The sequence below is a fragment of the Streptomyces sp. NBC_00223 genome, from assembly GCF_036199905.1.
In the GTDB taxonomy this organism is placed as follows: Bacteria; Actinomycetota; Actinomycetes; order Streptomycetales; family Streptomycetaceae; genus Actinacidiphila.
The window spans coordinates 6,072,106-6,095,505 of record NZ_CP108109.1 but is presented as its reverse complement, the minus strand read 5'-3'; the positions used below and the strand labels follow the sequence as shown (position 1 = coordinate 6,095,505).

At 68.4% G+C, this 23,400-nt stretch carries 31 protein-coding genes and 1 pseudogene; 17 read left to right on the top strand and 15 right to left on the bottom strand.

The annotated features are described in order from the left end of the window. Positions 1-12 precede the first annotated feature (12 nt). The 3 genes from OHA30_RS26055 to OHA30_RS26045 all read left to right on the top strand — a co-directional run bounded on the left by OHA30_RS26055 (position 13) and on the right by OHA30_RS26045 (position 1,846). Positions 13-537, top strand: coding sequence for a flavin reductase family protein (locus OHA30_RS26055; protein ID WP_328916303.1), 525 nt, complete (start codon positions 13-15; stop codon positions 535-537). Beyond that, positions 530-988: a riboflavin kinase gene (locus tag OHA30_RS26050; RefSeq protein WP_328916302.1), complete on the top strand. Its 459-nt coding sequence runs from the start codon at positions 530-532 to the stop codon at positions 986-988. The genes OHA30_RS26055 and OHA30_RS26050 overlap by 8 nt, the downstream gene beginning before the upstream one ends. A gap of 153 nt (positions 989-1,141) precedes the next feature. Continuing rightward, positions 1,142-1,846, top strand: coding sequence for a nicotinamide mononucleotide transporter family protein (locus OHA30_RS26045; protein WP_328916301.1), 705 nt, complete (start codon positions 1,142-1,144; stop codon positions 1,844-1,846). Positions 1,847-2,554: 708 nt separating this feature from the next. On the opposite strand, the gene OHA30_RS26040 is transcribed toward OHA30_RS26045, so the two are convergent. The 5 genes from OHA30_RS26040 to OHA30_RS26020 all read right to left on the bottom strand — a co-directional run bounded on the left by OHA30_RS26040 (position 2,555) and on the right by OHA30_RS26020 (position 5,102). Continuing rightward, a complete protein-coding gene (locus OHA30_RS26040) occupies positions 2,555-2,947 on the bottom strand; it encodes a sulfatase-like hydrolase/transferase (RefSeq protein ID WP_328918002.1) in 393 nt (130 codons plus the stop codon). An 18-nt stretch (positions 2,948-2,965) separates the two neighbouring features. Next, a complete protein-coding gene (locus OHA30_RS26035; RefSeq protein WP_328916300.1) occupies positions 2,966-3,355 on the bottom strand; it encodes a hypothetical protein in 390 nt (129 codons plus the stop codon). A gap of 47 nt (positions 3,356-3,402) precedes the next feature. Then, positions 3,403-4,137: a nucleotidyltransferase family protein gene (locus tag OHA30_RS26030; protein ID WP_328916299.1), complete on the bottom strand. Its 735-nt coding sequence runs from the start codon at positions 4,135-4,137 to the stop codon at positions 3,403-3,405. A gap of 231 nt (positions 4,138-4,368) precedes the next feature. Continuing rightward, the gene (locus tag OHA30_RS26025; RefSeq protein ID WP_328916298.1) at positions 4,369-4,746 is read right to left on the bottom strand and encodes a hypothetical protein; all 378 of its coding nucleotides are present in this window, start codon (positions 4,744-4,746) and stop codon (positions 4,369-4,371) included. Continuing rightward, complete coding sequence (locus tag OHA30_RS26020) at positions 4,743-5,102, bottom strand: ATP-binding protein (RefSeq protein ID WP_328916297.1); 360 nt, start codon at positions 5,100-5,102, stop codon at positions 4,743-4,745. Before OHA30_RS26020 ends, OHA30_RS26025 begins: the two co-directional genes overlap by 4 nt. Positions 5,103-5,312: 210 nt before the next feature. On the opposite strand from OHA30_RS26020, the gene OHA30_RS26015 reads away from it, so the two are divergent. From OHA30_RS26015 to OHA30_RS25995, 5 genes and pseudogenes are all read left to right on the top strand, one after another. Continuing rightward, positions 5,313-6,134 carry a helix-turn-helix domain-containing protein gene (locus OHA30_RS26015; protein WP_328916296.1) on the top strand — a complete coding sequence of 274 codons (822 nt, stop codon included), beginning with the start codon at positions 5,313-5,315 and terminating at the stop codon, positions 6,132-6,134. Further along, on the top strand, positions 6,134-6,346 hold the full coding sequence (locus OHA30_RS26010; RefSeq protein ID WP_328916295.1) for a DUF397 domain-containing protein: 213 nt from the start codon (positions 6,134-6,136) through the stop codon (positions 6,344-6,346). The genes OHA30_RS26015 and OHA30_RS26010 overlap by 1 nt, the downstream gene beginning before the upstream one ends. 304 nt (positions 6,347-6,650) lie before the next feature. Beyond that, positions 6,651-6,914 (top strand): annotated as a pseudogene (locus OHA30_RS26005) (XRE family transcriptional regulator); the annotation flags it as partial. 202 nt (positions 6,915-7,116) lie between these two features. Beyond that, positions 7,117-7,350 (top strand): DUF397 domain-containing protein, encoded by a 234-nt coding sequence (locus OHA30_RS26000; protein ID WP_328916294.1) that lies wholly within the window; start codon positions 7,117-7,119, stop codon positions 7,348-7,350. Positions 7,351-7,391: 41 nt separating this feature from the next. Next, a complete protein-coding gene (locus OHA30_RS25995; protein ID WP_328916293.1) occupies positions 7,392-8,567 on the top strand; it encodes an MFS transporter in 1,176 nt (391 codons plus the stop codon). 112 nt (positions 8,568-8,679) lie between these two features. Here the strand turns inward: OHA30_RS25995 and OHA30_RS25990 are convergent, their stop codons facing one another. Together OHA30_RS25990 and OHA30_RS25985 are read right to left on the bottom strand one after the other, a co-directional pair. After that, entirely contained in the window at positions 8,680-9,096 is a 417-nt protein-coding gene (locus OHA30_RS25990) for a hypothetical protein (RefSeq protein ID WP_328916292.1), read from the bottom strand. Positions 9,097-9,160: 64 nt separating this feature from the next. Next, on the bottom strand, positions 9,161-9,769 hold the full coding sequence (locus OHA30_RS25985) for a TetR/AcrR family transcriptional regulator (RefSeq protein WP_328916291.1): 609 nt from the start codon (positions 9,767-9,769) through the stop codon (positions 9,161-9,163). A gap of 117 nt (positions 9,770-9,886) precedes the next feature. On the opposite strand from OHA30_RS25985, the gene OHA30_RS25980 reads away from it, so the two are divergent. Next, positions 9,887-10,810 (top strand): NmrA family NAD(P)-binding protein, encoded by a 924-nt coding sequence (locus tag OHA30_RS25980; RefSeq protein ID WP_328916290.1) that lies wholly within the window; start codon positions 9,887-9,889, stop codon positions 10,808-10,810. 91 nt (positions 10,811-10,901) lie between these two features. Here the strand turns inward: OHA30_RS25980 and OHA30_RS25975 are convergent, their stop codons facing one another. Further along, a complete protein-coding gene (locus OHA30_RS25975; RefSeq protein ID WP_328916289.1) occupies positions 10,902-11,618 on the bottom strand; it encodes an SDR family oxidoreductase in 717 nt (238 codons plus the stop codon). 71 nt (positions 11,619-11,689) lie between these two features. Between OHA30_RS25975 and OHA30_RS25970 the strand changes: the two genes are divergently transcribed. Both OHA30_RS25970 and fxsT read left to right on the top strand, forming a co-directional pair. Continuing rightward, positions 11,690-12,520, top strand: coding sequence for a helix-turn-helix transcriptional regulator (locus tag OHA30_RS25970; RefSeq protein ID WP_328916288.1), 831 nt, complete (start codon positions 11,690-11,692; stop codon positions 12,518-12,520). Between the two features lie 91 nt (positions 12,521-12,611). Beyond that, positions 12,612-15,242: an FxSxx-COOH system tetratricopeptide repeat protein gene (gene fxsT, locus OHA30_RS25965; RefSeq protein ID WP_328916287.1), complete on the top strand. Its 2,631-nt coding sequence runs from the start codon at positions 12,612-12,614 to the stop codon at positions 15,240-15,242. A 457-nt stretch (positions 15,243-15,699) separates the two neighbouring features. On the opposite strand, the gene OHA30_RS25960 is transcribed toward fxsT, so the two are convergent. The 5 genes from OHA30_RS25960 to OHA30_RS25940 form a co-directional block, all read right to left on the bottom strand. Further along, complete coding sequence (locus OHA30_RS25960) at positions 15,700-16,434, bottom strand: alpha/beta hydrolase (RefSeq protein WP_328916286.1); 735 nt, start codon at positions 16,432-16,434, stop codon at positions 15,700-15,702. Between the two features lie 234 nt (positions 16,435-16,668). Beyond that, a complete protein-coding gene (locus OHA30_RS25955) occupies positions 16,669-16,920 on the bottom strand; it encodes a helix-turn-helix domain-containing protein (protein ID WP_328916285.1) in 252 nt (83 codons plus the stop codon). Positions 16,921-17,307: 387 nt separating this feature from the next. Then, positions 17,308-17,691, bottom strand: a complete 384-nt coding sequence (locus OHA30_RS25950; RefSeq protein WP_328916284.1) for a hypothetical protein — start codon at positions 17,689-17,691, stop codon at positions 17,308-17,310. Beyond that, positions 17,688-17,822, bottom strand: coding sequence for a hypothetical protein (locus tag OHA30_RS25945; RefSeq protein ID WP_328916283.1), 135 nt, complete (start codon positions 17,820-17,822; stop codon positions 17,688-17,690). Before OHA30_RS25945 ends, OHA30_RS25950 begins: the two co-directional genes overlap by 4 nt. After that, on the bottom strand, positions 17,809-18,216 hold the full coding sequence (locus tag OHA30_RS25940) for an ATP-binding protein (RefSeq protein WP_328918001.1): 408 nt from the start codon (positions 18,214-18,216) through the stop codon (positions 17,809-17,811). Before OHA30_RS25940 ends, OHA30_RS25945 begins: the two co-directional genes overlap by 14 nt. A gap of 153 nt (positions 18,217-18,369) precedes the next feature. On the opposite strand from OHA30_RS25940, the gene OHA30_RS25935 reads away from it, so the two are divergent. Both OHA30_RS25935 and OHA30_RS25930 read left to right on the top strand, forming a co-directional pair. Continuing rightward, on the top strand, positions 18,370-19,197 hold the full coding sequence (locus OHA30_RS25935) for a helix-turn-helix domain-containing protein (protein WP_328916282.1): 828 nt from the start codon (positions 18,370-18,372) through the stop codon (positions 19,195-19,197). After that, positions 19,194-19,403: a DUF397 domain-containing protein gene (locus OHA30_RS25930; protein ID WP_328916281.1), complete on the top strand. Its 210-nt coding sequence runs from the start codon at positions 19,194-19,196 to the stop codon at positions 19,401-19,403. The genes OHA30_RS25935 and OHA30_RS25930 overlap by 4 nt, the downstream gene beginning before the upstream one ends. 75 nt (positions 19,404-19,478) lie before the next feature. Here the strand turns inward: OHA30_RS25930 and OHA30_RS25925 are convergent, their stop codons facing one another. Both OHA30_RS25925 and OHA30_RS25920 read right to left on the bottom strand, forming a co-directional pair. Beyond that, a complete protein-coding gene (locus OHA30_RS25925) occupies positions 19,479-19,748 on the bottom strand; it encodes a hypothetical protein (protein ID WP_328916280.1) in 270 nt (89 codons plus the stop codon). Positions 19,749-19,934: 186 nt separating this feature from the next. After that, on the bottom strand, positions 19,935-20,420 hold the full coding sequence (locus tag OHA30_RS25920; protein WP_328918000.1) for a hypothetical protein: 486 nt from the start codon (positions 20,418-20,420) through the stop codon (positions 19,935-19,937). A gap of 441 nt (positions 20,421-20,861) precedes the next feature. On the opposite strand from OHA30_RS25920, the gene OHA30_RS25910 reads away from it, so the two are divergent. The 4 genes from OHA30_RS25910 (at position 20,862) to OHA30_RS25895 (ending at position 23,381) form a co-directional block, all read left to right on the top strand. Further along, entirely contained in the window at positions 20,862-21,128 is a 267-nt protein-coding gene (locus OHA30_RS25910; RefSeq protein WP_328916279.1) for a hypothetical protein, read from the top strand. Then, the gene (locus OHA30_RS25905; RefSeq protein WP_328916278.1) at positions 21,094-21,624 is read left to right on the top strand and encodes a DUF6879 family protein; all 531 of its coding nucleotides are present in this window, start codon (positions 21,094-21,096) and stop codon (positions 21,622-21,624) included. The genes OHA30_RS25910 and OHA30_RS25905 overlap by 35 nt, the downstream gene beginning before the upstream one ends. Positions 21,625-21,665: 41 nt before the next feature. Continuing rightward, positions 21,666-22,469, top strand: coding sequence for a helix-turn-helix domain-containing protein (locus OHA30_RS25900; protein ID WP_328916277.1), 804 nt, complete (start codon positions 21,666-21,668; stop codon positions 22,467-22,469). A 456-nt stretch (positions 22,470-22,925) separates the two neighbouring features. Continuing rightward, the gene (locus tag OHA30_RS25895; RefSeq protein ID WP_328916276.1) at positions 22,926-23,381 is read left to right on the top strand and encodes an NUDIX domain-containing protein; all 456 of its coding nucleotides are present in this window, start codon (positions 22,926-22,928) and stop codon (positions 23,379-23,381) included. Positions 23,382-23,400 lie beyond the last annotated feature (19 nt).

Here is a 23,400-nt window from a genome sequence, read left to right as displayed (position 1 = left end):
ATGTCCAAGACCATGGCCACGTCTGCCCACAACCAGCCCGGGGCGTCCGCGCCGGCGGAGCTGAACGCGGCGACGCTGCGAGAGGCGTTCGGTGCCTACCCGGCCGGTGTCGTCGCGATCAGCGCGCTGCTCGGGAACGAACCGGTCGGGTTCGCGGCGAGTTCGTTCGTATCGATCTCGCTCCAACCGCCCATGGTCGCGATCAGCGTGGCCCGCACCTCGACCACCTGGCCGCGCCTGGCGGGGGCACCCGTGCTGGGGCTGAGCGTGCTCAGCCGCGGTCAGGGTGAGCTGTGCCGGCGTCTGGCGTCCCGGGAGGGCAACCGCTTCGACGGCGTCGCGTGGCGGGCGACGCCCGAGGGTGCCGTCGTGATCGGGGACGCCGCGCTCTGGCTGACGGCCCGGGTGAGCGCGACCTACGACGGCGGCGATCACGAGATCGTGCTCATGGAGTTGCTGACGACCGAGCTGTTCTCCGGCGTGGAGCCGCTTGTCTTCCACACCAGCCAGTTCCGCGAGCTCATCCCCCATGGGTGACAGCCCGGCCGTCCACGCGCACCTGACGGGTGCGGTGGTGCACGGTGCCGGCCGGGGCCGTGGGCTCGGGTTCCCCACCGCGAACGTCGCGGCCGAACCCGGCTCGCCGGTCCCGCCGCCGGCGATCTACAGCGGCTGGGTCGTACGCCACGCGACCGGCGCCGTCCACCGGGGGACGATCAGCATCGGATCGAACCCCACCTTCAGCGACTCGGCGGACGTACACGTCGAGGTGTACTGCCACGACCTGTCGGAGGAGCTCTACGGAGAGCGCGTCGGACTGTGGTTCGTGGCACGGATCCGGGACACGGTGAAGTTCGCGTCGTCCGAGGACCTGATACGCGCCGCCCGGCAGGACGTCCTGCGGTCCGAGGCCCTTCTCGCCTCGGACCTCGGGCGGCGCGTCCTCACCGACGCGCTCGCCGCGTACGGGAGAGCCGTCTCCGCCTGAAGTTCCACTCCGCTCCGCACGGACTCGACACCCACTGTCGAGCTCCGTGCGTCATCACCGGCCCGGTCCGGGCCCCATCGCCCATCGGCGTACCCATCGCCGTACCCAGCAGCCGTACCCAGCCTTGCTCCGAACGAACAAAGGTGTTTAGCAATGAGCGCATTCCACTGGCTGAATCAGCAGTTCAGCTTCTTCGGTCTTCCCGTGTACTGGTCGGACTTCCTGGGCAACATCCTGGCACTCGCTACCGTGTGGCTGGCGTTGCGGCGACTGCTCGTGGCGTGGCCGGTGCAGATCCTCGGGTCGATTCTGCTGCTCATCGCGAGCCTGAACGTCCATCTCGGAGGCAACGCCGCCCGGCAGGTTGTGATCATAGCATCGGCGTCATGGGGCTGGGCCACTTGGCGGCGCAGCAGAGAGAAGGAAGGCACGATCAACGTCCGCTGGGCATCGGGGCTGGAGCGCTCCGTGCTGATCGCCGTCATGGCCTTGGGAACGGTCGCGTTCGGCGCGCTGCTCAAGTCGACCGACGCGTCGTTCTACCCGGGCGCTCCCTGGTGGATGGTCCTCGCGGACGCCTGGATCTTCGTCGGCTCGATCCTGGCGATGTACACCCAGGCCCGGCGCTACGTGGAGTTCTGGTTCGTCTGGCTGGCCGTCGACCTCGTCGGGGTGCCCCTGGCCATCCACTCCAAGCTGTACTTCTCCGGGATCGTCTACGGGATCTTCTTCGTCATGGTCCTCATCGGTATCCGCGACTGGGCGTCCCACAGCAAGGACCAGGACATCGCCTCTCCGCTGGAGCCGGCCGCCGTCCTGGAAAGCCGCAGCGACGCGTCCCCGGCGACGGGTTCGTAAGGCCGGCCTCGTAGGCCGCCGGTTCGCTCCGGGCCCCGCGCGACGTCGGCCTCCAGGACCGGATTAGGTCCCGGAGGCCGACGCTGCCGCGCGGACAACCCCGCACGTGCGGGGAGCACACCAGGATCGAGGACATCCACTGGTCGAAGGAGGGACCAACCCCGCGCGTGCGGGGAGCACCACCAGTGGTCGGTCATGTGATCGGGGTGTGAGGGACCAACCCCGCGCGTGCGGGGAGCACTCCGCCTCCACCCTGTCCGGTGCCCAGCCGCAGGGACCAACCCCGCGCGTGCGGGGAGCACCCTAAGTGACCTGGGCGTTTACCTCGCGTGGGTGGCGGATTCCATCACTTTCACCGATGTCGACGTGCGGAACGAATCGCCCATCCCCCTGGACCTCCACTCCCGCGCGCAAGCCAACCGTCCACGTCAGCCTAGGGCTTGCCGCCGCGCCGGGCGGTCGGCGTGCCGTTACTCGTTGCTTCGCGGCGTGCGATGCGCGGCCCAGTCGTCGCGGGCTGCGGTCAGGGCGGGAACGACATCGTGGTCGAGGTGGTCTGCGTGGGTACGTAACGCGGTGGCCAGGGCGCCCAGTTGGGCAGGGCTGCGGCCGGTGATCCAGTGGTCGTCAGTCGTGGGCCCGAACACGGAGCATCGGGCCCTGTCCCTACGGCCCAGGCAACAGTCACCCTGTGGGGTCTCCAGGCCGTCACCCCGGGAGCAGCGATTCCGCGTAGGGCACACTCCATACGGCCGGGTGGGCGATCCCGTGACCGTTGTGACCGTCTTCTCCGAACGCCTCGCCGTGGTCCCCGCACATGAGCACCAGCCAGGAGCCGTGCTCGGGCAACGCGTCGAAGAGGCGCCCGAGTTGTCCGTCCGCGTACGAGAGTGCCGCGCTCTGGCTTTCCCATGAGTCCTCGCTCGCCCCGGCCAGGTAGCCGAAGTGCGGGGTGTGCGTCGCGGATACGTTCACGAAGAGGAACGAAAGCCGTTCCTCCCGGGGTGTCCTCAACGCTTCAAGTGCGAGGTTCACTTGATGGCGGGTGGAGTCCTGGCAGTCCGTCCCGGTGAGGGGACTCCAGTGGCTCTCCTGGAACAGGGCGGGTAAGACGCGCCCTCACTCGGTCTCGCCCGAGAAGAGCCCGATGCCCCCGATGCAGACCGTCCGGTAGCCGAGGCCGGCCAGGCCACTCACGATGTCCGGCGCGTTGAACACGAACGTGCGCTCACCGATGGTGGTTCCGCGCTGAGCACGGCAGGCAAGAAGCCGCTTCGGCCGGTCCGGTCCGGAGGGAACCGGCAGAAAGCCGGAGAAGAACGCCATGTGCGCGGGCAAGGTGAACGAACCCTGCGTCCGGCGTTCCTCCCAGCGACCGCCCGGCAGCACCCCCGCAAGGTTCGGGGTCAGACCGGCGAACAGTGACGCCCGCGCCACGTCGAAACGCAGCGAATCGAACGTAATGAACAAGATGTTGCGCTTGCCTACTACCTCATGGGCGTCAATCACAGCTGCCCTGTCCTCTCGGCTCACCGGGCCCGGTCACGGCCCGGCATTCACAAGTCCGGATCCGTCGTGTGGAATCGCGGCGGCAGCAGCCTGCCGGAGGAACGCACCTCATCGGACGCCGCGATCACGTCCTTCACCGTGTCGATCCCCCGCCAATAGCCCGACAGCCGGTAGCCGATGAGACGCCCCTCCGCCGCGAGCCGCGGAAACGTACTGTCCTCGTGGTCCCCCTTGTCCGGGAGCATCGGCACCACGTCCGGGCTGAACAGGTAGATCCCCGCGTTGATCCAGTACGGGAGTTCGGGCGACTGGACGAACCCCCGGATACGGTTGCCGTCGTCCAACTCGGCCACGCCCCAGTTCGACCGGTAGGGCGACAGAGCGACGGTGACAGCCCCACCGTTCTCATGGTGGTACCGCGCGAGATCGGTGAGGGAGAACGTCGTGATGACGTCCCCGTTCAGCACGTAGAACGGCGCTCCCGGGTCGGCGAGTTGACGCGCGCCGAACTTGAGCCCGCCGCCACGACCCAGCGGTTCAGCCTCGATCGCGTAGCGGATGTCCACGCCGAACCGTCCGCCGTCGCCCACGTATTCCCTGATCAACTCGTGCTTGTAACCACCGCTGATCGTCACGGACTTGACGCCGTGCTCCGCCAACCAGGCAAGTTGGTAACCGACGATGGGGGCTCCAGCCACGGGCACCATGGCTTTGGGAGCGTCGTCGGTGTAGGGGCGCATACGGGTTGCCTGTCCACCCGCAAGGATCAATGCCTGCGTCACGGCGGCAGAGTTCATATCCGTTACCTCCGGCTTTTGGCGTGTCCGTCCGACACTCCGGGCGCATCCTCTCAGCGCCGGGACCGTCGGCTGCATCAAAGGCGACGGCGACGGAGTTGCCGTCGCCCGTACCCGCAGCGTCGAAACTGCGCTTCCGGCGCTCGGGGCTATGCCGTGACGGTTGCGCGTTTGCGTTTTCCTGGTGCAGGTGACGAGGGCGGGTACGGGGGCGGGTCATGAGCGGGCTGCTGTCCTTACCGGCAAGGAACTCCGGTAGATGTCGTGGTCGACGCGGCACGCCACCAGGTCCTGCACGAGATAGCCGCTCGCCGAGTACACGGGATCGGCCTGTGCCGGGTGGAGGGCGAGGTGTTCACGGGCGTACGCGACCCGGTCGTCCGGCGACAGATCCCCCGGCAACGGCGCAACACCCTCCAGCGTCACCCCCAGCCACGACAACGCGTCCTCCGGCCGGTCAAACGTCGCCGCATACACACCCCGCGGCCGGAACACCCACTCCCGCACCACCAACGGAGAAACCGCGGACACCGCCAGGGGGAGGGCTGTTCCCGTCGCCACCGACGTGTGCCAATGGACTTCGGGGAGACTCACGTACTGTCACCGCTCGCGGTCACAAACGCCCAGACCAGCTTGCCCACCCCGTCCCGCTCGCTCACGCCCCAGCACCCCGGCCCGACCAGCGCGTCCACCAACGCCAGCCCCCGCCCCCGCTCGTCCTCCGCGCCCGTCCGGTGCGCCTCCGGCCGCCGGGAACTCGCGTCGTGCACCTCAAGCCGTACGCCGTCCCCCTCGCGTACGAACCTGGTCTCGATCAGCCGGCCACGCACCCGAGCGTGCTGGACGCTGTTGGTCACCAACTCCGTCAGCACGAGTTCGGCCACCTCGGCGAGGTCGCCCAGACCCCACTTCCACAGCACCGCCCGCAGGCAGTGCCGCGACCGGCTCACCGAACGAGGCGTACACGCCCAGTACGAAGCCACCAGCGGTTCGGGGGACGCTGTTACTGCCGGAACTTCCATAGCTGGGCCTTTCCCTGGTGCCACGCCGTGTTCGCGCCATAACCTTGTGTTCACCAGAGTGGCGGGTGGCAAGTGCCGTCACCAGACAAAACGGGGTTCCAAGGACAGCGGAACGCCCGGGCGTTGGGGGAAAAACGAATGAGTGAGCATGCGGTGAATGGCCGGAAAAACGGTGCGGCCTACTTCGGGCAGGAGGTCAGGTTCGCCCGCGAGCACCGGGGCTTGACCCAACACCAACTCGCGGACGAGGCGCGGTACGAGCGGCCGTACGTCACCCGTGTCGAGAGCGGACGGCTCCTCGGCTCCGAGCAGTTCGCGGAGGTGTGCGACCGGGTCTTCGAGACGTCGGGGTTCTTCGTACGGCTCCGGGAGCGGGTGAGCGAGCGCGGACACCCGGGCTGGTTCATCCCGTACGTCAACCTTGAGCGGGACGCGACGCAGATTCTCAACTTCTCGCCCATGACGATCTCGGGCACGCTCCAGACCCGGGACTACGCGACGGTCGTCTTCCGGCAGGCCCACCCTCGGGAGGAAATGGAGGTGATCGCCGCTCGGGTGGAGGCACGGCTCGAACGGCGTGAGGCGCTGAGGCGGCGGGTGCACCAGCCCTCGCTCTGGGTGGTGCTGCACGAGGCGGCTCTGCGTACGGTCACGGGTAGCCGTGAGGTGATGGCCGGCCAACTGGACCGTCTCCTCACGGAAGCGGAGAGCCCGCACGTCACTGTCCAGGTCCTGCCCTTCGCGCAGGGCACTCCAGCGGGCGGTCTGCCCTTCACCCTGCTGACCCCGGAAGAAGGTCCGACGGTGCTCTACACCGAGACCGTGCAGCTGGGGCACGTTGACGACTCCGCTGCTGTCGTCGCAGATGCGCAGGACAAGTACGATCGGTTGCGAGCCGCCGCGATGCCTCCGGAGGACTCGCTGGCGTTCATCCGTGACGTGATGAAGGAGTACACCTGATGAGCAGCGTCCCTGACTTCTCCGGCACGACGTGGGTCAAGAGCAGCTACAGCGAAGGCAACGGCGGCGAATGCGTCGAGGTGGCGCCCGGCTTCCCCGGCCTCCTGCCCGTACGCGACAGCAAAAACCCGGAGGGCCCCGCCCTGGTCTTCCCGGCGTCCGCCTGGTCCGCGTTCATCACCGACGTGAAGGCCGGGCGCTTCTCCGCCTGACCGTCGATCCCGAATGGCCCCGCAGCAGACAGCAGGGCCGTTCCCGTCACGCGCGCACCACCCCCGCAGCCGCGCGGGGAGCACCAGTCGTACGCGAAGTGGCAGCGCAAGCGCGGGGGACCACCCCCGCGTCCCCGGACCCTGGGCAGGTCGTACAGTGCGTGCTCCCCGCGTACGCGGGGATGGTCCTACCTGGGTGGTCCTGGACTTGGCTATGGCGGTGTGCTCCCCGCGCTCGCGGGGATGGTCCGGCCCCGGTCCCCTCCGAGAGGGGACCGGACCGGGTGCTCCCCGCATCATCGCGCGGACGAACGTCCCCCGTTCCATGCGGCCTGCCCGCCTGGGTGACGAGAAGGGCGCGGTCGAGGCGCAGGAGGCCGCGCGTCGGGAGCTGCCGGGGACGTTGCCCCGTTTCGCCACCCACCTGGAGCTGCACCGCGGCCTGATGCTGGCCCGGGCGGGCGACCGTACGGGAGGCGTGGCGTACGCGCGCTCGGCCATGGACGCCCTGCCGCCCGAGAAGCACAGCCTCACCCTGCGCATGCTGATGCACGAGATCAGGGCGTAGCCTCCCCACCCGGCGTCAACCCTCGAAGCCCGACCGCCGGTTGGGGATGGCCGACACCCGTCCGACGCCGACGCGACCGCGCGGGACGAACGCTTCCCTCCCCAACTCGTCGTCCGCGCCTCGACGGACGTGGATTCCTGACGGGTAGTACCGCCCTACCACCCGCGATCGGGTTGCCCGACAATGCTCACACAGCCCTGTGATGGAGGTATCTGTGGTCGAGGAGAACTTCGCGTCCGCACTCTGGCGCAAGAGCAACAACAGCGGCGACACCGACTGCGTGGAAGTAGCGCTGCACACGAAGCTGATAGGGGTCCGCGACACCAAGGACGACGGCACCGGCCCTGTTCTCGCCTTCAGCCGAGACGCCTGGGCGTCCTTCGTGAGCGGCGTACGCGTCGGCGACTTCGGCACGCACGAGGAGATCCGCACCTGAGCGCGAGTCAGGAAAACCACGTACAGGCAGTGGACCCTCCCGTGACCACAACGGGTCGGGTCGGTCCACTGCTGGCTTCCACCGGGATCTCCGTCACCGGCGACGGCGCCTTCCTGGCCGCGGCTCCACTGCTCGCTGCCTCGCTCACCCGCAACCCGCTCGCCGTCGCCACGGTCACCGCTGCCTTCTCCATTCCCTGGCTGATCATCGGCCTGCCCGCAGGAGCCCTCGCCGACCGCTGGCCGCGCCGCGCTGTGATGATCACCGCCGACCTCGTGCGGGCAGTGGTCCTGATCGCCCTGTCCGTCCTCCTGGTGACCGGCCACGCCACCCTGCCGCTGCTCACGGCGACGATCCTGGTCGTCGGCATGGCCCGGTGCTTCTTCGACGCCTCCTCCCAAGCCGTCATCCCCCTGCTCGTGGGCCGTGACAAGGAAACCCTGACGAAGGTGAACGGCCGCTACTGGGCCGTCGACACCGTCGGCCGCTCCTTGGCCGGGCCACCCCTCGGATCGGGCGCCTACGCCCTGAGTACGACGCTGCCCTTCGCCGCCGACGCCGCATCCTTCGTGGCCTCCGCCGTTTTCATCAGCCGCCTGCCGAAGATGCCTGCCCCGGGCGGTCACACCTCGATCACCGCCGCCATCCGCGCCGGGCTCGCCCACCTGCTCGCCACTCCCGAACTGCGAACGCTCGCACTCAGCATGAGCGCGTACAACTTCGCCTACAACATGGCCATGGCACCCTTCGTGCTGTACGCCACCGGGACCCTGCACGTGGCCAAGGGTGTGTACGGCGTCCTGCTCGCGGTCGCGGCTCTCGGCGGCATCGCGGCCGGCTGGCGAGCAGCGCCACTGACGCGCCGGCTCACGTACCGGCAGATGACGGCTGTCGCCATCGGGCTTCAAAGCTTGGCCTGGTTCGGTATCGCGGCGGTTCCCGACGTCTTCGCGGCAGGTGCGTTCCTTGCCCTGCTGGGCGCGGCTTCCACGCTCACCAGCGTCGCCGCGGGTTCCGCGCGCCAGGCCCTCACCCCGGACGATCTGCTCGGCCGTGTTGTCACCGCCTTCCGCCTCTTCGGCGGTGGCGCCGCCGGCCTCGGCGCACTGACCGGTGGCATCATCGCCCGCGAAGCGGGCCTGCGAGCCCCACTGTGGACCGCGGCCGCGCTACTCGGCGCGGCCGCCCTGGCACTTCGGGCGTGGCGGCGCCCCTGAGCCGGCCCTCCGGCGGTTGGGGACGTCGACGTCTGGCCTGCGCGGGCGCGGACCGAGCTGGTCGAACGCGGTCGGTCAGGTTGGTCGGGTCGGTGGTTCGGCGGTTCCTGATCTACGGCTGGTGCCGGCCGAGTGCTCGTCGCATCACGGTGAGCGGGTCCAACTCCGGGAAGCGCTGACGGATTTGTTTCCGCGCCTGAGCGATCAGGTCATCGAGCAGGACGGGCGCGGCGCCGTACAGCACGTCGTGGAGGTACGGCACCACCGCGGATGGGTCGGCCGGCAACACCAACTCGGCGACCAGCGGTACGCCTTCACTCTTGTAGCGTCCCGCCGGGAGTCCAACTTTCCCGGGGTGGACACATACGGGTGTCCCATCGGCCAAGTACCGGTGTCCGTCAGCCTTGTTGAAGGGGCACTCCGGCCCCGGCCGCTCGACCACGTCGAACTCACCAACGGCGTGGAAACGGGACGGACACATACCGCACGCGCGGTGGTGCGCGTCGCCGTCGGCGAAGGGCTCGGGCATGACCGGAGCGTAGGGGCTACGCCGTAGCCCCTGCCGCGAGGCGCGCGCGCAGGCTAGCTCGCTTCTACGGCGGGTCGCTGGGCAAGGTCACCGAGAGCGGTGGGCCGTCGGCCGATGCGATGTCGTCGAAGCCCGCGAGGGCGAGTCGGAAGGCGCGGTCCGCCTGCGTCGCCGGGTCGGTGTAGTTCTCGGTGGCCAGGGCGATTCCGACGATCAGTACGAGCAGATCGTCGATGGTGATGTCCGCCCGGACGGCTCGGTCGTCAATGGCCCTGCGCAGCAGCAAGGCGCCGGCCGCACCGATGGCTGTCGCACAGGAGTCCTCGGTGGCCTCGTCCTGGAGGGGCTCGTAGGAGAGGACGTCCGCCAGACCACGTGCGGCGAGCGAGTACGTGAGCAGTTCGCGCAGCCATTCCACCAGTGCGGAGCGGCTGTCGTGCTCGCCGCAGAGCGTATGAGCGCGCTCGCACAGGGCATCGACGCGCTGGTGGAAGACGGCTTCGAGCAGGGCTTTGCGGGTGGGGAAGTGGCGCCGCACGGTGGCTGATCCGACGCCTGCGACGCGGGCGATCCGTTCCAGGGACGCCTGGGCGCCTTGGGCCGCCACCTCGGCTTCGGCCACGGCGAGGATGTGCGCGTAGTTGCGGCGGGCGTCCGAACGCTGGCCGGTCATCGATCTCCCCTTGCTTCCCCTTGTTGATAAGTGGCGGGCCCCGCCGTATTGTAGCGAACGTGAAACGGCGGGCCCCGCCGTTTGCCGGGTGCGTGACCGCTGAGGAGATGTACACCCATGACCACTGCCACAACACCGGTTCTCGTCACCGGTGCCACGGGCCGCCAAGGCGGCGCCACCGCCCGCGCCCTGCTCGCGCGGGGAACACCCGTACGCGCCCTGGTACGCGATCCGAGCACGCCGCGCGCACGGGCCGTCGAAGCACTCGGCGCCGACCTCGTCGTGGGCGATCTCACCGAACCCGCGACCCTTGAGGCGGCCGTGGACGGCGTACGGGCCGTCTTCTCCGTACAGATGCCCGCGTACACCGAGCAGGGGTTCGACTTCGCCGGCGAGGTCAGCCAGGCGGACAACCTCATGACGGCCGCGCGGGCTGCCGGTGTGGAGCAGTTCGTCCAGTCCTCCACCAGCGGCGTGGGACAGCACGTCGAGGCTCCGGGCTGGGCGGAAGGACGGTGGGCGGTGCTGGAGACCCCGCTCGGCACAAAGGCCGCGATCCAGGACCGGCTGCGCGAACTCGACTTCCCCTACTGGACGTTGCTCAAGCCGTCGTTCTTCATGGAGAACTTCGAGCCGTCCATGCGGTTCTACTTCCCGCGCGGCGTCGAAGGCGGTCTGGTCGCGATCCTCAAGCCGAGCACGCACCTGGCACTCGTAGCGGCCAAGGACGTGGGCCGAGCCGCGGCAGCCGCCCTGTCCGCCCCCGCCGAATTCCACCGAGTGGAACTGGAACTTGCCAGTGACTACCTGACCATGACCGAAATCGCCGAGACGCTCTCCCGCGCTCTGGGCGTCCCGCTGACCGCCCCGGACATGACCGAGGAACAGGCCCGCGCCGCCGGCATGGGAGACATGGGTGCCACGCACGAGTTCATGGACGTGGTCGGCCAGCCGGCCCGGCCGCAGTTCGCCCGTGCGCTGGGCATCGACCTGACCAGCTTCGAGGAGTGGGCGCACGAGCGTCTGCGGCCCGCCGCCTGAGCAGGGAGGCATGACGGCAGCGTGTCGCCGCGGTCCCGGCCGTGGCCGTACCCGGCGCCCGACCCCGACGCCGCCCATGGCCGATCACCGATCACCAGGGCACGGGCGTTCCGTCCCAGGAGAAGAAGCCGCCGGTGGGGCCGTCGTCCGGCAGCAGGGCCAGGCGGAGGGCACCTTGCGCGGCCTCGGCCGGGTCGCCGCCGGTAGCGGCGGCCAGGGCGTTCAGGTCGGTGGCCCGCAGGCCGGGGGCGAGCGCGTTGACCTTGAAGCCGTCGTCGGCCAGCGTCTGGGCGTAGAGGAGGGTGAGGGCATTGAGGGCGGCCTTGGACGACCTGTACGCGGCGGCGCCACCGTTTCCCAGGGCGAACTGGGCGTTGGCGTCGCTGCTCCGGGTCAGTGACGCGGTGCCACTGGAGACGTTGACGATGCGCGGGCGCGGGGACCGGCGCAGGGCGGGCAGGAAGGCATTGGTCACCGCCGCCACCCCGAACACGTTGGTCTCGTACGTGCGCCGGTATTCCTCGACACCGGTGTCCGCCGGCGGGGTGAGTGACGGTGAGATGCCGGCGTTGTTGACCAGTACGTCCAGGCGGTCCACCTGAGCCGCGGCCTGTGCGATGACGTCGGGGTCCGTGACGTCGAGGACCAGCAGGCGGGCCCCGTTCCCGATCTCCTCGACGGCCCGCTGCCCGCGCCCGGGGTCGCGGGCGCCCACGTACACGGTGAGGCCCTCGGCGGCGAGCAGCCGGGCGATATCCTTGCCGATGCCCTTGTTGGCACCTGTGACCAGAGCTGTGCGTTCGTCCATGACAACCATGGTTCCCCGGTCCCGGGCGCCCTGCCAGGGACAGCCTGTACCAGGCAGTGGGAGGAGGCGGCATGGCGCGGCAGGAGCTGGCCCACTACCTGCGGGACCGCCGGGCGGGCCTGCGTCCGTACGACGTGGGCCTGACGGAGACGGGCACCGCTCGCCGCACACCGGGCCTGCGCCGCGAAGAGGTGGCCGGGCTGGCCCACATGTCGGTCGACTACTACACACGGCTGGAGCAAGCCCGGGGGCCGCGGCCGTCGGCCCGGATCCTGGACGCGCTGGCCCAGGCGCTGCGCCTCACACCGGCCGAACGCAGCCACCTGTTCCGCCTGGCGGGATCGAGCGCACCGCCCGGCGTCAGCGCCGTGCGGCGGGTACGGCCGCACGTGGCCCGGATGCTGGAGCGGCTGCCGGAGACCGGTGCCGTGGTCACCGACGCGGCGTACGACGTCGTCGCCTGGAACCCCCTGGCCCGGACACTGCTCGGCGGCGACCCCCGAGGCGGGACGACGAACCTGGCCCGGCGCCGCTTCCTGGGCCAGGGGCGGATGTACGAGAGCTCCAGCGCCGAGGAATTCGGGCACATCGTGGTGGCGCGGCTGCGCCGGGCCGCGGACCGCTACCCGCACGACCTGCGGCTGACCGCTCTGCTGGCCGAACTGCACGCCGACAGCGAGGAGTTCCGGCAGATCTGGCAGACGCGTCCGGTCCACGCTCCCGGGCACCGCACCAAGACCCTCGACCACCCGGACGCCGGCCCGCTGCGGTTGAACTGCGATGTCCTGCTCGTGCCCGAGGACGACCAGGAAGTCGTCCTGATCACGGCCGACCCCGGGTCACCGGCCGCGCGGGCCTTGCGCACGCTGGCGCGGGGGTCCCACGCTTCGCCGTTCACCTGACCGCTGGGCGGCAGGGCCCTTACGGTGTGTGAGGGACGGGGCCGGGCGCGCGCACATGTGGCCGGTGCGCGGTGGGAGTTGGGGTGGGGACGTGCTGGTGGAGGGGCTGTCCGCGTTGGCGGCGGCGGGTGGCGGCGCGGTGGTCCAGGCCGCGGGGACGGACGCGTGGAACGGGCTGCGGCAACGGGTGGGGGACCTCTTCGGCCGAGGCGACTCGGAGCGGGCGCGCGCCGAGTTCGTACGGCTGGACCGGACCGCGGCGGCCCTTGCGGAGGGAACTCCGGCCGATCTGGCTGGGGAGCGGGCGCGGCAAGAGGGGGTGTGGCAGGGGCGGTTCGAGAACCTGCTGGAAAATCTCGACGCTCCCGGGCAGCGGCGGGCCGTCGAGCAACTGCGCGAGTTGCTGGTGTTCGTCGCTGCGGCGGCACGAGGCCCGGGTGGTCCCGGGCCGACCGTGCCTGGCACGGAGGACTCGTGGCAGGGCGTGTTCGGCAGCGGGAGTGCGACTGCTTCTCATGGCGGTACCGCTGTGACCGGTATCTACAACGATCATTCGACGGTGAGCCTGCCGTCGTCGGCATTGCGCCCGCCCGCTGAGGTGGAGGCTCGCGCCGGGATGGACGAACTTGCGCATCAGGCAAGGTACTTCACCGGTCGTGGCGTAGAACTGGACCGTCTTGATGCCGCGTTGAGTGTGCCGGGTGTGGCGCTGGTGCAGGCGGTGCACGGGCTGGGCGGGGTCGGCAAGAGCGCTTTGGCCGCGCACTGGGTGGCCACCCGCCCGCACGGCCGCTCCCCCGTGCGGTGGATCACCGCTGACAGCCCGGCCGGTGTTCAGCAGGGGCTGTCCCGCTTGGCCACTGCCTTGCAGCCGGCGCTGGCCAAGGCCCTGACCGCTGAGGCGCTGGCCGAGTACGCCGTGCAGTGGCTGGCCACTCACACCGGCTGGCTGCTGGTCCTGGACAACGTCAACGACCCCGCCGACATCGCGGGCCTGATCACCCGGGCCCCAGGTGGCCGCTTCCTGATCACGAGCCGCCTGGCGACCGCTTGGACCGACGTTTCCACCTTGATTCGGCTCGACATCATGACCCCGGCCGAGTCCCTGGCCCTGCTCACCCGCATCACCACCGCCGGCAACGGTTCCCGGGACCTGGACGGCGCCGCAGAACTGTGCGAAGAGCTCGGCCATCTGCCCCTGGCCGTCGAGCAGGCCGCCGCCTACCTCGCGCAGAACCCCCTCGTCACCCCACGTGCCTATCTGGGGCTGCTCGCCGAGTACCCGGCGGACATGTACGGGCAGGGCGCGGCCACCACGCCCGCCGAACGTACCGTTGCCCAGGTCTGGAACATCACCCTGGACCAGGTCACCCGCCTCCAGCCAGCCGCCGCAGACCTGCTGCGCACCCTGGCCTGGTACGCCCCCGACGAAATCCCCGCCGCCTTGGCACACGTCCCCGCCGGCCCGCCCGCCGTCAGCGCGGCGATCGGCCTGCTGACCGCCTACAACATGATCACTCCAGATCCCGCCACGTCGACGGTGTCCGTGCACCGCCTGGTCCAGGCCCTCACCCGCACCCCCGACCCCAACGACCCCCACCGCACCCCCGACCTGATCGCCGCAGCCCGCGAACAGGCCACCGAAAACCTGAGCAAGGCCCTGCCCAAAACCATCAGCGACCCGGCCTCCTGGCCCACATGGCGCACCCTCACCCCCCACGTCGACGCCCTCGCCGACCAGGCGGCCCAGGAAACCGACACCGCTACCACCGCCCGCATCCTCAACGAGACCGGACTGTTCCTCAAAGGCCAGGGCCTGATCACCCCCGCCCTCCGCCACCTCCACCGCGCTGCTACAGGCAGCGAGCGCGTGCTGGGCAAGGACCACCCCGACACACTGACCTCCCGCAACAACCTCGCCAGCGCCTACGAATCGGCGGGAGACCTGGACCGCGCCATCCCACTGCTCAAGCGGACTCTCACCGAGCGGGTTCGGGTGCTGGGCGAGAACCACCCCGGCACACTGACCTCCCGCAACAACCTCGCCGGCGCCTACCAGGCGGCGGGAGATCTGGACCGGGCCATCCAGCTCTTCGAGCAGACCCTCACCGACTCCGAGCGCGTGCTGGGCGAGGACCACCCCGACACACTGACCTTCCGCAACAACCTCGCCTACTCCTACCAGGCGGCGGGTGATCTGAGCCGGGCCATCCAGCTGTACGAACAGACCCTCACCAACCGGGTCCGCCTACTGGGCAAGGACCACCCCGACACACTGATGTCCCGCAACAACCTCGCCAGCGCCTACGAGTCGGCGGGAGACCTGGACCAGGCCATCCCACTACTGGAGCGGACTCTCACCGACTGCGAGCGAGTGCTGGGCAAGCACCACCCCGACACACTGACCTCCCGCAACAACCTCGCCAGCGCCTACGAGTCGGCGGGAGACCTGGACCAGGCCATCCCACTGTACGAACAGACCCTCACCAACCGGGTCCGCCTACTGGGCAAGGACCACCCCGACACACTGCTGTCCCGCAACAACCTCGCCTACACCTACCGGTCGGCGGGAGACCTGGACCAAGCCATCCCACTTTTCGAACGAACCCTCGCCGACTGCGAGCGCGTGCTGAGCGAGGGTCATCCGCTCGTGGGACTGCTCCGCGGCAACCTTGCTGCTGCTCGGGCCGAGCGTGACGACGGCAGTACGGGACGGTCTTGATCTGACCCTGTCGTGAGAAGGCGGGCAACCTCCTACTGACCGTCATTCACCGCAGCGACGTCACGAAGTCTGAGCAGGAAGCCGAACTGTGAACCGTCCACACCTCACGTGGAGACCACTGCATTGCCAGCAGCCGAGGATAACGTCGGGGACGTCAGCCACAAGTGCTCCCCTGCCCGTTAGGCGTTGCTCATTCAGTGGTTGACGATCACGGTCAACGCTGCCGGGCTCTGTTCACGAAAACCCCGACAGCACCCGTACACGAGATTCGGCAGCGCTCGAAGCTCTGCCGAAATTGAACAGTTCATGGCTTCGGGCAGCGCGGGCCCCTGCCGAGTTGGCAGGGGCCCGTGGTGCAGAGCTGAGGAGAGCAGGGAGCTGTCCTCAGCCAACACCATCCTGGCCTACGCCGCTTACCGTCTGCCGCTGGCGTGACGGCGGCGAGGCCGGCCGGCGGCTAGCTCAGGTGCCGGGCGAAGAACCGGGCCCCGGCGTCGACCTCGAACGACGGGACGCCCGCGTGCCCGCCGAGATTGGCGTGCAGCGTCTTCTCCTTCGTGCCGAAGGCGTCGAACAGGTCCAGGGACGACTGCCGGTCGTTCCCTTCGTCGTCCCACTGCAGCAGAACCTGCAACGGAACGGCGACCTGGCGGGCCTCCTCGAACATGGTGGCGGGCACGAAACTCCCGGCGAACAGATTGGCGGCCGCGATGCGCGGCTCGACCACCGCCAGCCGGATGCCGATGGAGATGACTCCCCCCTCGTACCCGACCGGGCCGCCGATCTCCGGCAGCGAAAGGAGGGCGTCCAGGGCGGTCCGCCATTCCGGGACGGCCTTTTCGACCAGCGGGAGGACGAGGGCGTCGACGATCTCGTCGCCTACCGGCTCGCCGGCCGCCATCGCCCGCCGCAGGTCGGCGCGGACCTGCTCGACGGCGGCCAAACGGGGCCGGTCACCGCTCCCGGGGAGCTCGATGGTGGCCGCGGCGAAGCCGTACTGCGCCGCGTAGTGCCGGGCCCGGGCCGAGAGCCGGGGGTGCATCTTACGGAGTCCGCCGGGGTGGCCGACCAGAATCAGCGGCGCCGGTGCCGGTGCGGATCCGGGCGTCCACAGGATGCCGGGGATCTCGCCGAGGGTGAATTCGCGTTCGAGGACGCCGTCGTCGAGGCGCTGCTCAGAAGTGAACTGCATGGTCGTGCCTTTCGGGAGTGCTCTGAAACGGCGCTCCCGGACGACCTATCGCCCGACCGTGGCCCCAGAGGGGAGCACCCATGTCGATACTGCGTTCACGGGTACCACCTCCTCGTTCTCTCGCACGGCCTCCGGAAATGTAGCAGCGGTCGCAGTGATCCGCCAACGCATATCTACGTGGGGCCTCATCGCGGCTTCCCGAGGTGAGGCCGGGCGACGGCGGGGTGCTCGGGGCTATGCCGTGACGGTTGCGCGTTTGCGTTCGAGGGCGACGAGGGGGCAGTTGAGGGCTTGGGCGATCTTGGCGAGGTTGGTGGGGGTGGCGTTGCGCCAGCCGGATTCGATCTCGCCCATGAGCACTTCGGAGATGCCTATCTGGCGGGCGAGGGCGCGTTTGGTCAGTCCGGCTTTCTCGCGGGCCCAGGTGACGGCCTCGGGTTCCTGGTGCAGATGACGAGGGCGGGTACGGGGGCGGGGGCGGGTCATGAGCGGGCTGCTGTCCTTTCGTACGACGTGGGGGTGGGAGCTTGGGGTGGGGGTCACGCCGTCTGTGTCCGGCGTGACCCCCGGGGGTGAAGGAGTCCCGTTCACCCCGCCTGTGGCGCCAGGCGGGGGACCGGGCGCGGGCGCGCGTAGCCGTGGGGGCCGGCACGGGGTGGACCCGGCCGTGCGGCCCCCCGCGCGCCTGCCGGCATCCGGTCGGGGAGTCCTTCACCGGCCTCGGTCCCGCGTGAAAGGGGTCGGGACCGAGGGGTCTGGGGTGGCCTGGGGTGGTGGGGGCTGCACGTCCGGACGTGCAGCCCCCACCGGGTGGGTCTGTCCGCAATGCGCTCGCAGTCGGTGAGCGCAGAGTCAAGCCGGATTCAGACCCCCTCACCCGTGCGGGGCGAACCTCTTCTCCCGCACCGGCAAGGAACTCCGGTAAACGTCGTGGTCGACGCGGCACGCGACCAGGTCTTGTACGAGATAGCCGCTGGCCGAGTACGTCGGCTCACCGGCCTGCGGCGGGTGGAGGGCGAGGTGTTCGCGGGCGTACGCGATCCTGTCGTCCGGCGACAGATCACCGGGCATGGGCGCGATGCCGTCCAGCGTCACGCCGAGCCAGGACAACGCGTCCTCGGGCCGGTCGAACGTCGCCGCGTACACACCCCGCGGCCTGAACACCCACTCCCGCACCACCAACGGGGAGACAGCGGGCACCGCCAGGGGGAGGGCGGTTCCCGTCGCCACCGACGTGTGCCAGTGCAGGCCGGTCACAGCTTCACCACCAGCGCGCCCAGCGCCACCGCGCTGGTGAGCAGCCCCAGCAGCCAGATCGTCTCCAGGTGATGCCCGAGCCACGCCCGGACACCGCCCAGGGAGCGGCCCCGGCGTTCAGACCTGGACACCAGGACTGTCCTCACCGCAGCAGGCCACGGTCACGCGGGCCCAGACCCTCTTGCCCACACCCTCGCGCTCGCTGACCCCCCAGCCGTCCGGCCCGACCACCGCCGCAACCAGGAACAACCCCCGCCCGCTCTCCTCGTCCTCACCCGCCCTGTGCCGCACGGGCATCCGCTCGCCGGCGTCGTGCACCTCAATCCGCACACCACCCGCCTCCCGCGCGAACCGCGTCTCGACGTAACGGTCCTCGACCTCGCAGTGCTGAATCGCGTTCGTGAACAGCTCCGAGAGCACCAACTCCGCAGGCGCAACAAGGGCGTTCAGGGCCCAGCGCTCCAACACCCTCCGCAGAGAAGAACGCGCCTGACCGACCGACAAGGGCTCGCTGGCCCACCGCATGACAACGAGCGGTTCAGGATGGGCGATTGGCAAGGGTCGTTGCACCGTCCACTCCTCTCTGTAGTGCTTCGACTACCGGGAGGGCCCAATGTGGCCTACAGTCAGAGGTGTCATCAACTTGCTGAAGTTGTTCGATTAGTTGGACGGTGACCGTTGAATCGGAAAGAGCTGGACCCCGAGAAATCGCCGAGCGCAGCCTTTGGGCAACGACTGCGCACGCTGCGGGACGAACGAGGCTGGACCCAGGACGAGTTGGGTGCACGTATGGGGTGCACCGGGACGCACGTTTCCGCTGTGGAAACTGGTCGCCGCCCTCCAACTCGCCGCTTCGCGATCAACGCTGACCGGGTGTTCGGGACCGGGGACAGACTCGAACGCCAGAGCCGGGCCGTACGCCACACCGCACTCCTTGAGGGGTTTCCGGAGTACGTCACGTATGAGGCACGCGCGGCGGAGATCAGGCTCTACGAGGTCGGTGTCATCCCCGGAATACTCCAGACACCGGAGTACGTTTCGGCGCTCACCGCCCGCACGGTCGAGAGAGGCGCGATCACTCCTGAGCAGGGAGACGAACGAATCGCGCTCGTGGCGGAGCGTCAGGCATCCCTCGACCGGACACCGCCACCGCTGGTGTTCGTGGTAGTGGACGAAAGCTGCCTCAGAAGGCCCGTTGGCAGTCCTACCGTCATGGACGGTCAGTTGCAGCGGCTGGTCGAGTTCGCCGCACTGCCGAACACGGTGCTTCAGGTAGCCCCGTTTGACCTGGGTGACCGTCGCCCGCTCAGCTTGCCGCTGTACGTCCTGACGATGGAGAACCGCTCCCTCTTCTCCTACGCGGAATCCGCGCAGCGGGGCCAGTTGGAACGGGAGACCACTTCCGTAGTGCCCCTGTTGACGGCCTACCATCAACTACAGGCCGAAGCACTCTCCCAGGCAGCTTCCGTGGCCATGATCAATCAGTTGCGAAAGGGCACCCCGTGACGTCCGAAACCCCGCGTTGGTTCAAGTCCTCGTACAGCGAGAATGGCGGCGCCTGTGTCGAGGTCGCTGCCAACCTCGCCGCTTCACGCGGCATCGTCCCCGTCCGTGACTCCAAGGACCCGAGCGGCCCGGCTCTGAACTTCCCCGCCGACGCGTTCACCGCCTTCGTAGCGGGCGTCAAGGCAGGCGAGTTCGGCACCGTCTGAAGCCCCACCCGAGACCCCACCACGCAACTCTGGCGTGGTGGGGTCTCCCGTTCCCCCGCCGGCCACGACCGCCCCTCAGACGCCGTACTGCTCTTCGACGGCGTCTTCCTTCTGCGCCCAGAACTCGTCAACCGGTGGGACCTGCGCATCTTCGTGTCCGTCCCATTCGAGCAGACGGTGGATCGCGCCCGGGACCGAAGCACAGTGCTGGCCGGATCCACCACTGACACCGCCGAAATCGAACGGTCCTGGCGCGACCGCTACATCCCCGCCCAGCAGCTCTACTTCGCCACCACCCGCCCAACCGACCACGCCGACATCATCGTGTACAACGCTCAACTCCAACGGCCGACCTGGGAAGTCCGACCACACTCATCGATACACGGGATTTGACAATTGCTCACGACAAGAAGATCGCCCAGGGAAAGCACCACAACCATGCCTTGATCTGCCTCACCTGACGCCGGGCAGACGTCCTCTTCGCGATACTCCTCGACGGCACCTTCTACGAACACCGGCCGACGGCCGCGGTCACATGACCAGCGGCTCAGCCAGGAGGACGACCCGATCGGACTCGATATCGAAGCCGAGCACCGGATGACCGAAATCGCCCTCCGGATCCATCAGGACCGGCTTGCCCAAGAGCCGCCCGATCTCCCGGAGGAAGCCGCAGAACACATCGAGTCGTTCCTGGCCCTGCAACTCCCGCAGGTCAACGTCGAAGTCGATGACCTGGTCGTCAAGGAAACGGAAGATCGCCAGCACGTCGGCCGTCGGCCAGACCCGCAGGTCCGGGCGCTCAGCGTCCGCCGGGCGGGACAGCACGGTCTCCGCCCGGGGCACCGGCAACACCGCCTCGCCTTCGGAGTACTGGCACTTCCAGCTCCTCGCCTCGACAAGATCGAGGAGCGCCTGCCAGTCCTCCACCGAACAATCCGGCACACGCACGTCCGGCAGCGACCCCATCATGTCCGGGTCGAAGAAACAGCTCACGTCGTCCCACAGAAGATCAGCCACACCGCCATGCTGCCCGGCTCCCCCCATCCAACGCAGCCCCGTTTCCCTTGACCAAAAAGAGGGCGTACCCCCACCCGTCGACGTATCGAGCTTCGCGGGGTCGATACGGCTCGGGCGCTCCACCCCGGGCAGCAGGGCCAACGCCGGGCGGGGCGGCCGGTCATGGGGCCGGGCGATCATAAAACTCGTATAGCCGGGCAGAACCTGCCCGTGGCCTCCCCGGACCGTGCACGTCGAGCAGCGCAAGGGCGGACGCCTCAGACTGTGGAACTGACCCCATGCCACCGCAGAGCCCCCGTGCTCGTCACCCACATCAGGGCGGCGGCACGGGGGCTCGCTGCGTTGTGCCAACGTCTCTACAGCTGGGTCCTCTTGACCTCATGGGTCGACTGGGTGACGCTCAAGCAATCTGCTGCAATCGGATCGGCACGGGGAGAGGTCATGCGCTTGCGTTTCCTGGGGATCATCCCGACCACCGGCAAGGACGACTCGCCCACCATCTGGCTGGACGAGGACAGCGGAGACCTGCTGATCCAGTCCTACCGGGCCACCGAAGAGGAGGTGAAGGCGTGCCAGGAGATCGGTTCAGTTCCCGGTCACGGCACGGACGTCCCGGACCACGAAGCAGTCATTCGGCTGCCCAAGGTCATGATCCAGTACATTCCCCGACCGGATGGAGGCACTGCCGATGAAGCCTCCGGCACGTGAGCCGTTGTCTCGTGCTCAGCGAACCGCGATCCACCTGGAAGTTCGTGATCAGTACGCGAGTACAGACCCTGATTTCCTCGAATGGTGTGAGGGCCGCCGCACATTCACCCCGGACAACCGTGCGGACTGGTGGGAAGGTTGGCACGACGTCGTACAGACCGCTGTTGCGCGCGGGGTGTCGGTTCGGCGTGCCCGCGTGGTCTCCGAGCCTCTGACTGAGTACGTGCGGTGGGAATACGACTATGCCGTGACCAACGTCACCGCCGGTGAGAACGTCCGTTGGCTTCCCCGGCGCCGAGCCAAAGATCTCGCGGTACCCGCCGTAGATTTCTGGGTCTTCGACGCTGAGTTGGTGCTCTTCCATCACTTCAGCGGAGACGGCGTTCTGATGGAACGTGAGTATGTCACCGACGCGGCATTGGCTACCCAGTGCGTTGACGCATTCGACGCCATTTGGGAACGGGCCACGCCTCACGAGGAGTACAAGCCGGTCTAGTGCGATCAGTATCATCTAGCGTCCAAGAGGCCCGGCAAGCGTTGGCCAGCCGTCTGCGCGACTTGGTCAAGGATTCCGGGCTGGATGGAAAAGACCTCGCCGCGCTCTGTGGCTGGCACCCCTCCAAAGTCTCTCGAATCTCGACAGCGAAGACGCAGCCGAGCGAGGACGATATTCGGTCGTGGTGCCGGGCGTGTGGTGCCGAGGACCAGATAGGCGACCTGATCGCCTCGCTTCGGGCCGCAGAAGGTACCTGGCTGACCTGGCGTCGGCTTGAGCGTGCGGGACTCAAACGGTCCCAAGAAGAACGGCTACCCCTGTACCAGCGCACGCGTCGATTCCGCTCGTACAGTGTGTGGGCACTTCCCGGACTTCTTCAGACCCACCAGTACACCGAGGACGTGCTTCGCACGATTCAGCGGCAGCGAGTAGCAATGGACGACGTGGCCGACGCCGTGGCCGCCCGCATGGAGCGGCAGCGAGTACTGCACGAGGGGCAACGGGTGTTCGCTTTCCTAATCGAAGAGCCCGCGCTTCGAAACACGCTCAGCGCCGGCGAGGCACAAGAAGAACAGTTGGAGCATCTACTTGCTGTGAGCGGCCTGCCCAATATCAGTCTCGGTGTGGTCCCGGTTTCCCAGCGACGCCCCCAACTTCCGGTCGAGAACTTTTGGATTTATGACAATGCGCAAGTCAATGTGGAGCTGGTATCGGGGTACTTGACGCTGACGCAGCCCAGCGAGGTCGGGGCGTACTCGGACACGTTCGCCAAGCTTGCGGACATGGCTGTCTACGGGGCGCGGGCCCGTGCCTTGATCTACAAGGCACGGGACTCGCTCGTCTAACTCGTGCGCAATCACGTGCAATCGACTGTGAGTTGAGGGTCTGCCGTTCCTAGCGTTGTCGTGATGCAGACGACGTGAAGGGGTCGGCATGAACGAGCCGCGAACCTGCCCGAGAGCACCAGCGGCTTTGCCGCTGAGGTTGGATGCCGAGCCGAAGCCGGAACCGGGATGCGCGCAGTGCCACAACATCGCCATGGAGTATGACCGGGCTCAAGCGAACGGTGACGCCGGCAAGCGCAGTGCCTGCAACGGCAGGCTGCGTCGACACCTGTCGGCGGATCATCGTTGAGCGCCCTCGCGCAGTACAGCGGTGCACTGCACCGCCCTACTCGTGCCGGCCTCAACTGGCCGCCTCCAGCTCGGAGCCGGCGAACCAGGGCGTAACCCGCTCCCTACAATTCAGGTTGAATCAGCTACCGCAGGCGCCCCCGCGCTTGCCCTATCGAAAGGGTGCGCATGAAGCGAATCATTGCCCGACTGTGGAAACTAATTCGCGGCCCTCTGCAATGGCGCGTCCTATGGCTGGCACACGCCAAATTCATGATTGGCGTGACGGGAGTAGTGCGAAACGATCAAGGGCAAGTCCTTCTGCTCAAGCATCGCATGTGGCCCGCAGACCGGCAATGGGGACTTCCGACCGGCTATGCAATCAAGAGCGAGGAATTCCCGATGACCATTGTTCGAGAGGTCCGGGAAGAAACCGGCCTTGATGTGGTCCCGGGCCGGCTGGTTCAGGTGACCAGCGGCTACAAGCTCCGCGTGGAAATTGCGTACGAAGCTCTTCACGTGGGTGGAAATCTCAAGCTCGACGGCTTCGAGATTCTGGAGGCGAAATGGTTCAGCCCGGATGCACTCCCGGAGGGGATGCAAGAGTCTCACGTCCAACTCATCAAGTCGGACATCCCGACTTAACGGAACTCGCCCCGAACGA

Excerpts from the sequence above, each read along its gene's own strand:
- OHA30_RS26000 (WP_328916294.1), top strand. The coding sequence starts at position 7,117 with ATGGAGGTATCTGTGGTCGAGGAGAACTTCGCGTCCGCACTCTGGCGC.
- OHA30_RS25985 (WP_328916291.1), bottom strand. The coding sequence starts at position 9,769 with ATGACCGGCCAGCGTTCGGACGCCCGCCGCAACTACGCGCACATCCTC.
- OHA30_RS25960 (WP_328916286.1), bottom strand. The coding sequence starts at position 16,434 with ATGCAGTTCACTTCTGAGCAGCGCCTCGACGACGGCGTCCTCGAACGC.
- OHA30_RS25910 (WP_328916279.1), top strand. The coding sequence starts at position 20,862 with ATGCGCTTGCGTTTCCTGGGGATCATCCCGACCACCGGCAAGGACGAC.
- OHA30_RS25990 (WP_328916292.1), bottom strand. The coding sequence starts at position 9,096 with ATGCCCGAGCCCTTCGCCGACGGCGACGCGCACCACCGCGCGTGCGGT.
- OHA30_RS25955 (WP_328916285.1), bottom strand. The coding sequence starts at position 16,920 with ATGACCCGCCCCCGCCCCCGTACCCGCCCTCGTCATCTGCACCAGGAA.
- OHA30_RS26045 (WP_328916301.1), top strand. The coding sequence starts at position 1,142 with ATGAGCGCATTCCACTGGCTGAATCAGCAGTTCAGCTTCTTCGGTCTT.
- OHA30_RS25980 (WP_328916290.1), top strand. The coding sequence starts at position 9,887 with ATGACCACTGCCACAACACCGGTTCTCGTCACCGGTGCCACGGGCCGC.
- OHA30_RS25905 (WP_328916278.1), top strand. The coding sequence starts at position 21,094 with ATGGAGGCACTGCCGATGAAGCCTCCGGCACGTGAGCCGTTGTCTCGT.
- OHA30_RS25940 (WP_328918001.1), bottom strand. The coding sequence starts at position 18,216 with ATGCGGTGGGCCAGCGAGCCCTTGTCGGTCGGTCAGGCGCGTTCTTCT.
- OHA30_RS26010 (WP_328916295.1), top strand. The coding sequence starts at position 6,134 with ATGAGCAGCGTCCCTGACTTCTCCGGCACGACGTGGGTCAAGAGCAGC.
- OHA30_RS26050 (WP_328916302.1), top strand. The coding sequence starts at position 530 with ATGGGTGACAGCCCGGCCGTCCACGCGCACCTGACGGGTGCGGTGGTG.
- OHA30_RS25970 (WP_328916288.1), top strand. The coding sequence starts at position 11,690 with ATGGCGCGGCAGGAGCTGGCCCACTACCTGCGGGACCGCCGGGCGGGC.
- OHA30_RS25975 (WP_328916289.1), bottom strand. The coding sequence starts at position 11,618 with ATGGACGAACGCACAGCTCTGGTCACAGGTGCCAACAAGGGCATCGGC.
- OHA30_RS26015 (WP_328916296.1), top strand. The coding sequence starts at position 5,313 with ATGAGTGAGCATGCGGTGAATGGCCGGAAAAACGGTGCGGCCTACTTC.
- OHA30_RS26055 (WP_328916303.1), top strand. The coding sequence starts at position 13 with ATGGCCACGTCTGCCCACAACCAGCCCGGGGCGTCCGCGCCGGCGGAG.
- OHA30_RS25895 (WP_328916276.1), top strand. The coding sequence starts at position 22,926 with ATGAAGCGAATCATTGCCCGACTGTGGAAACTAATTCGCGGCCCTCTG.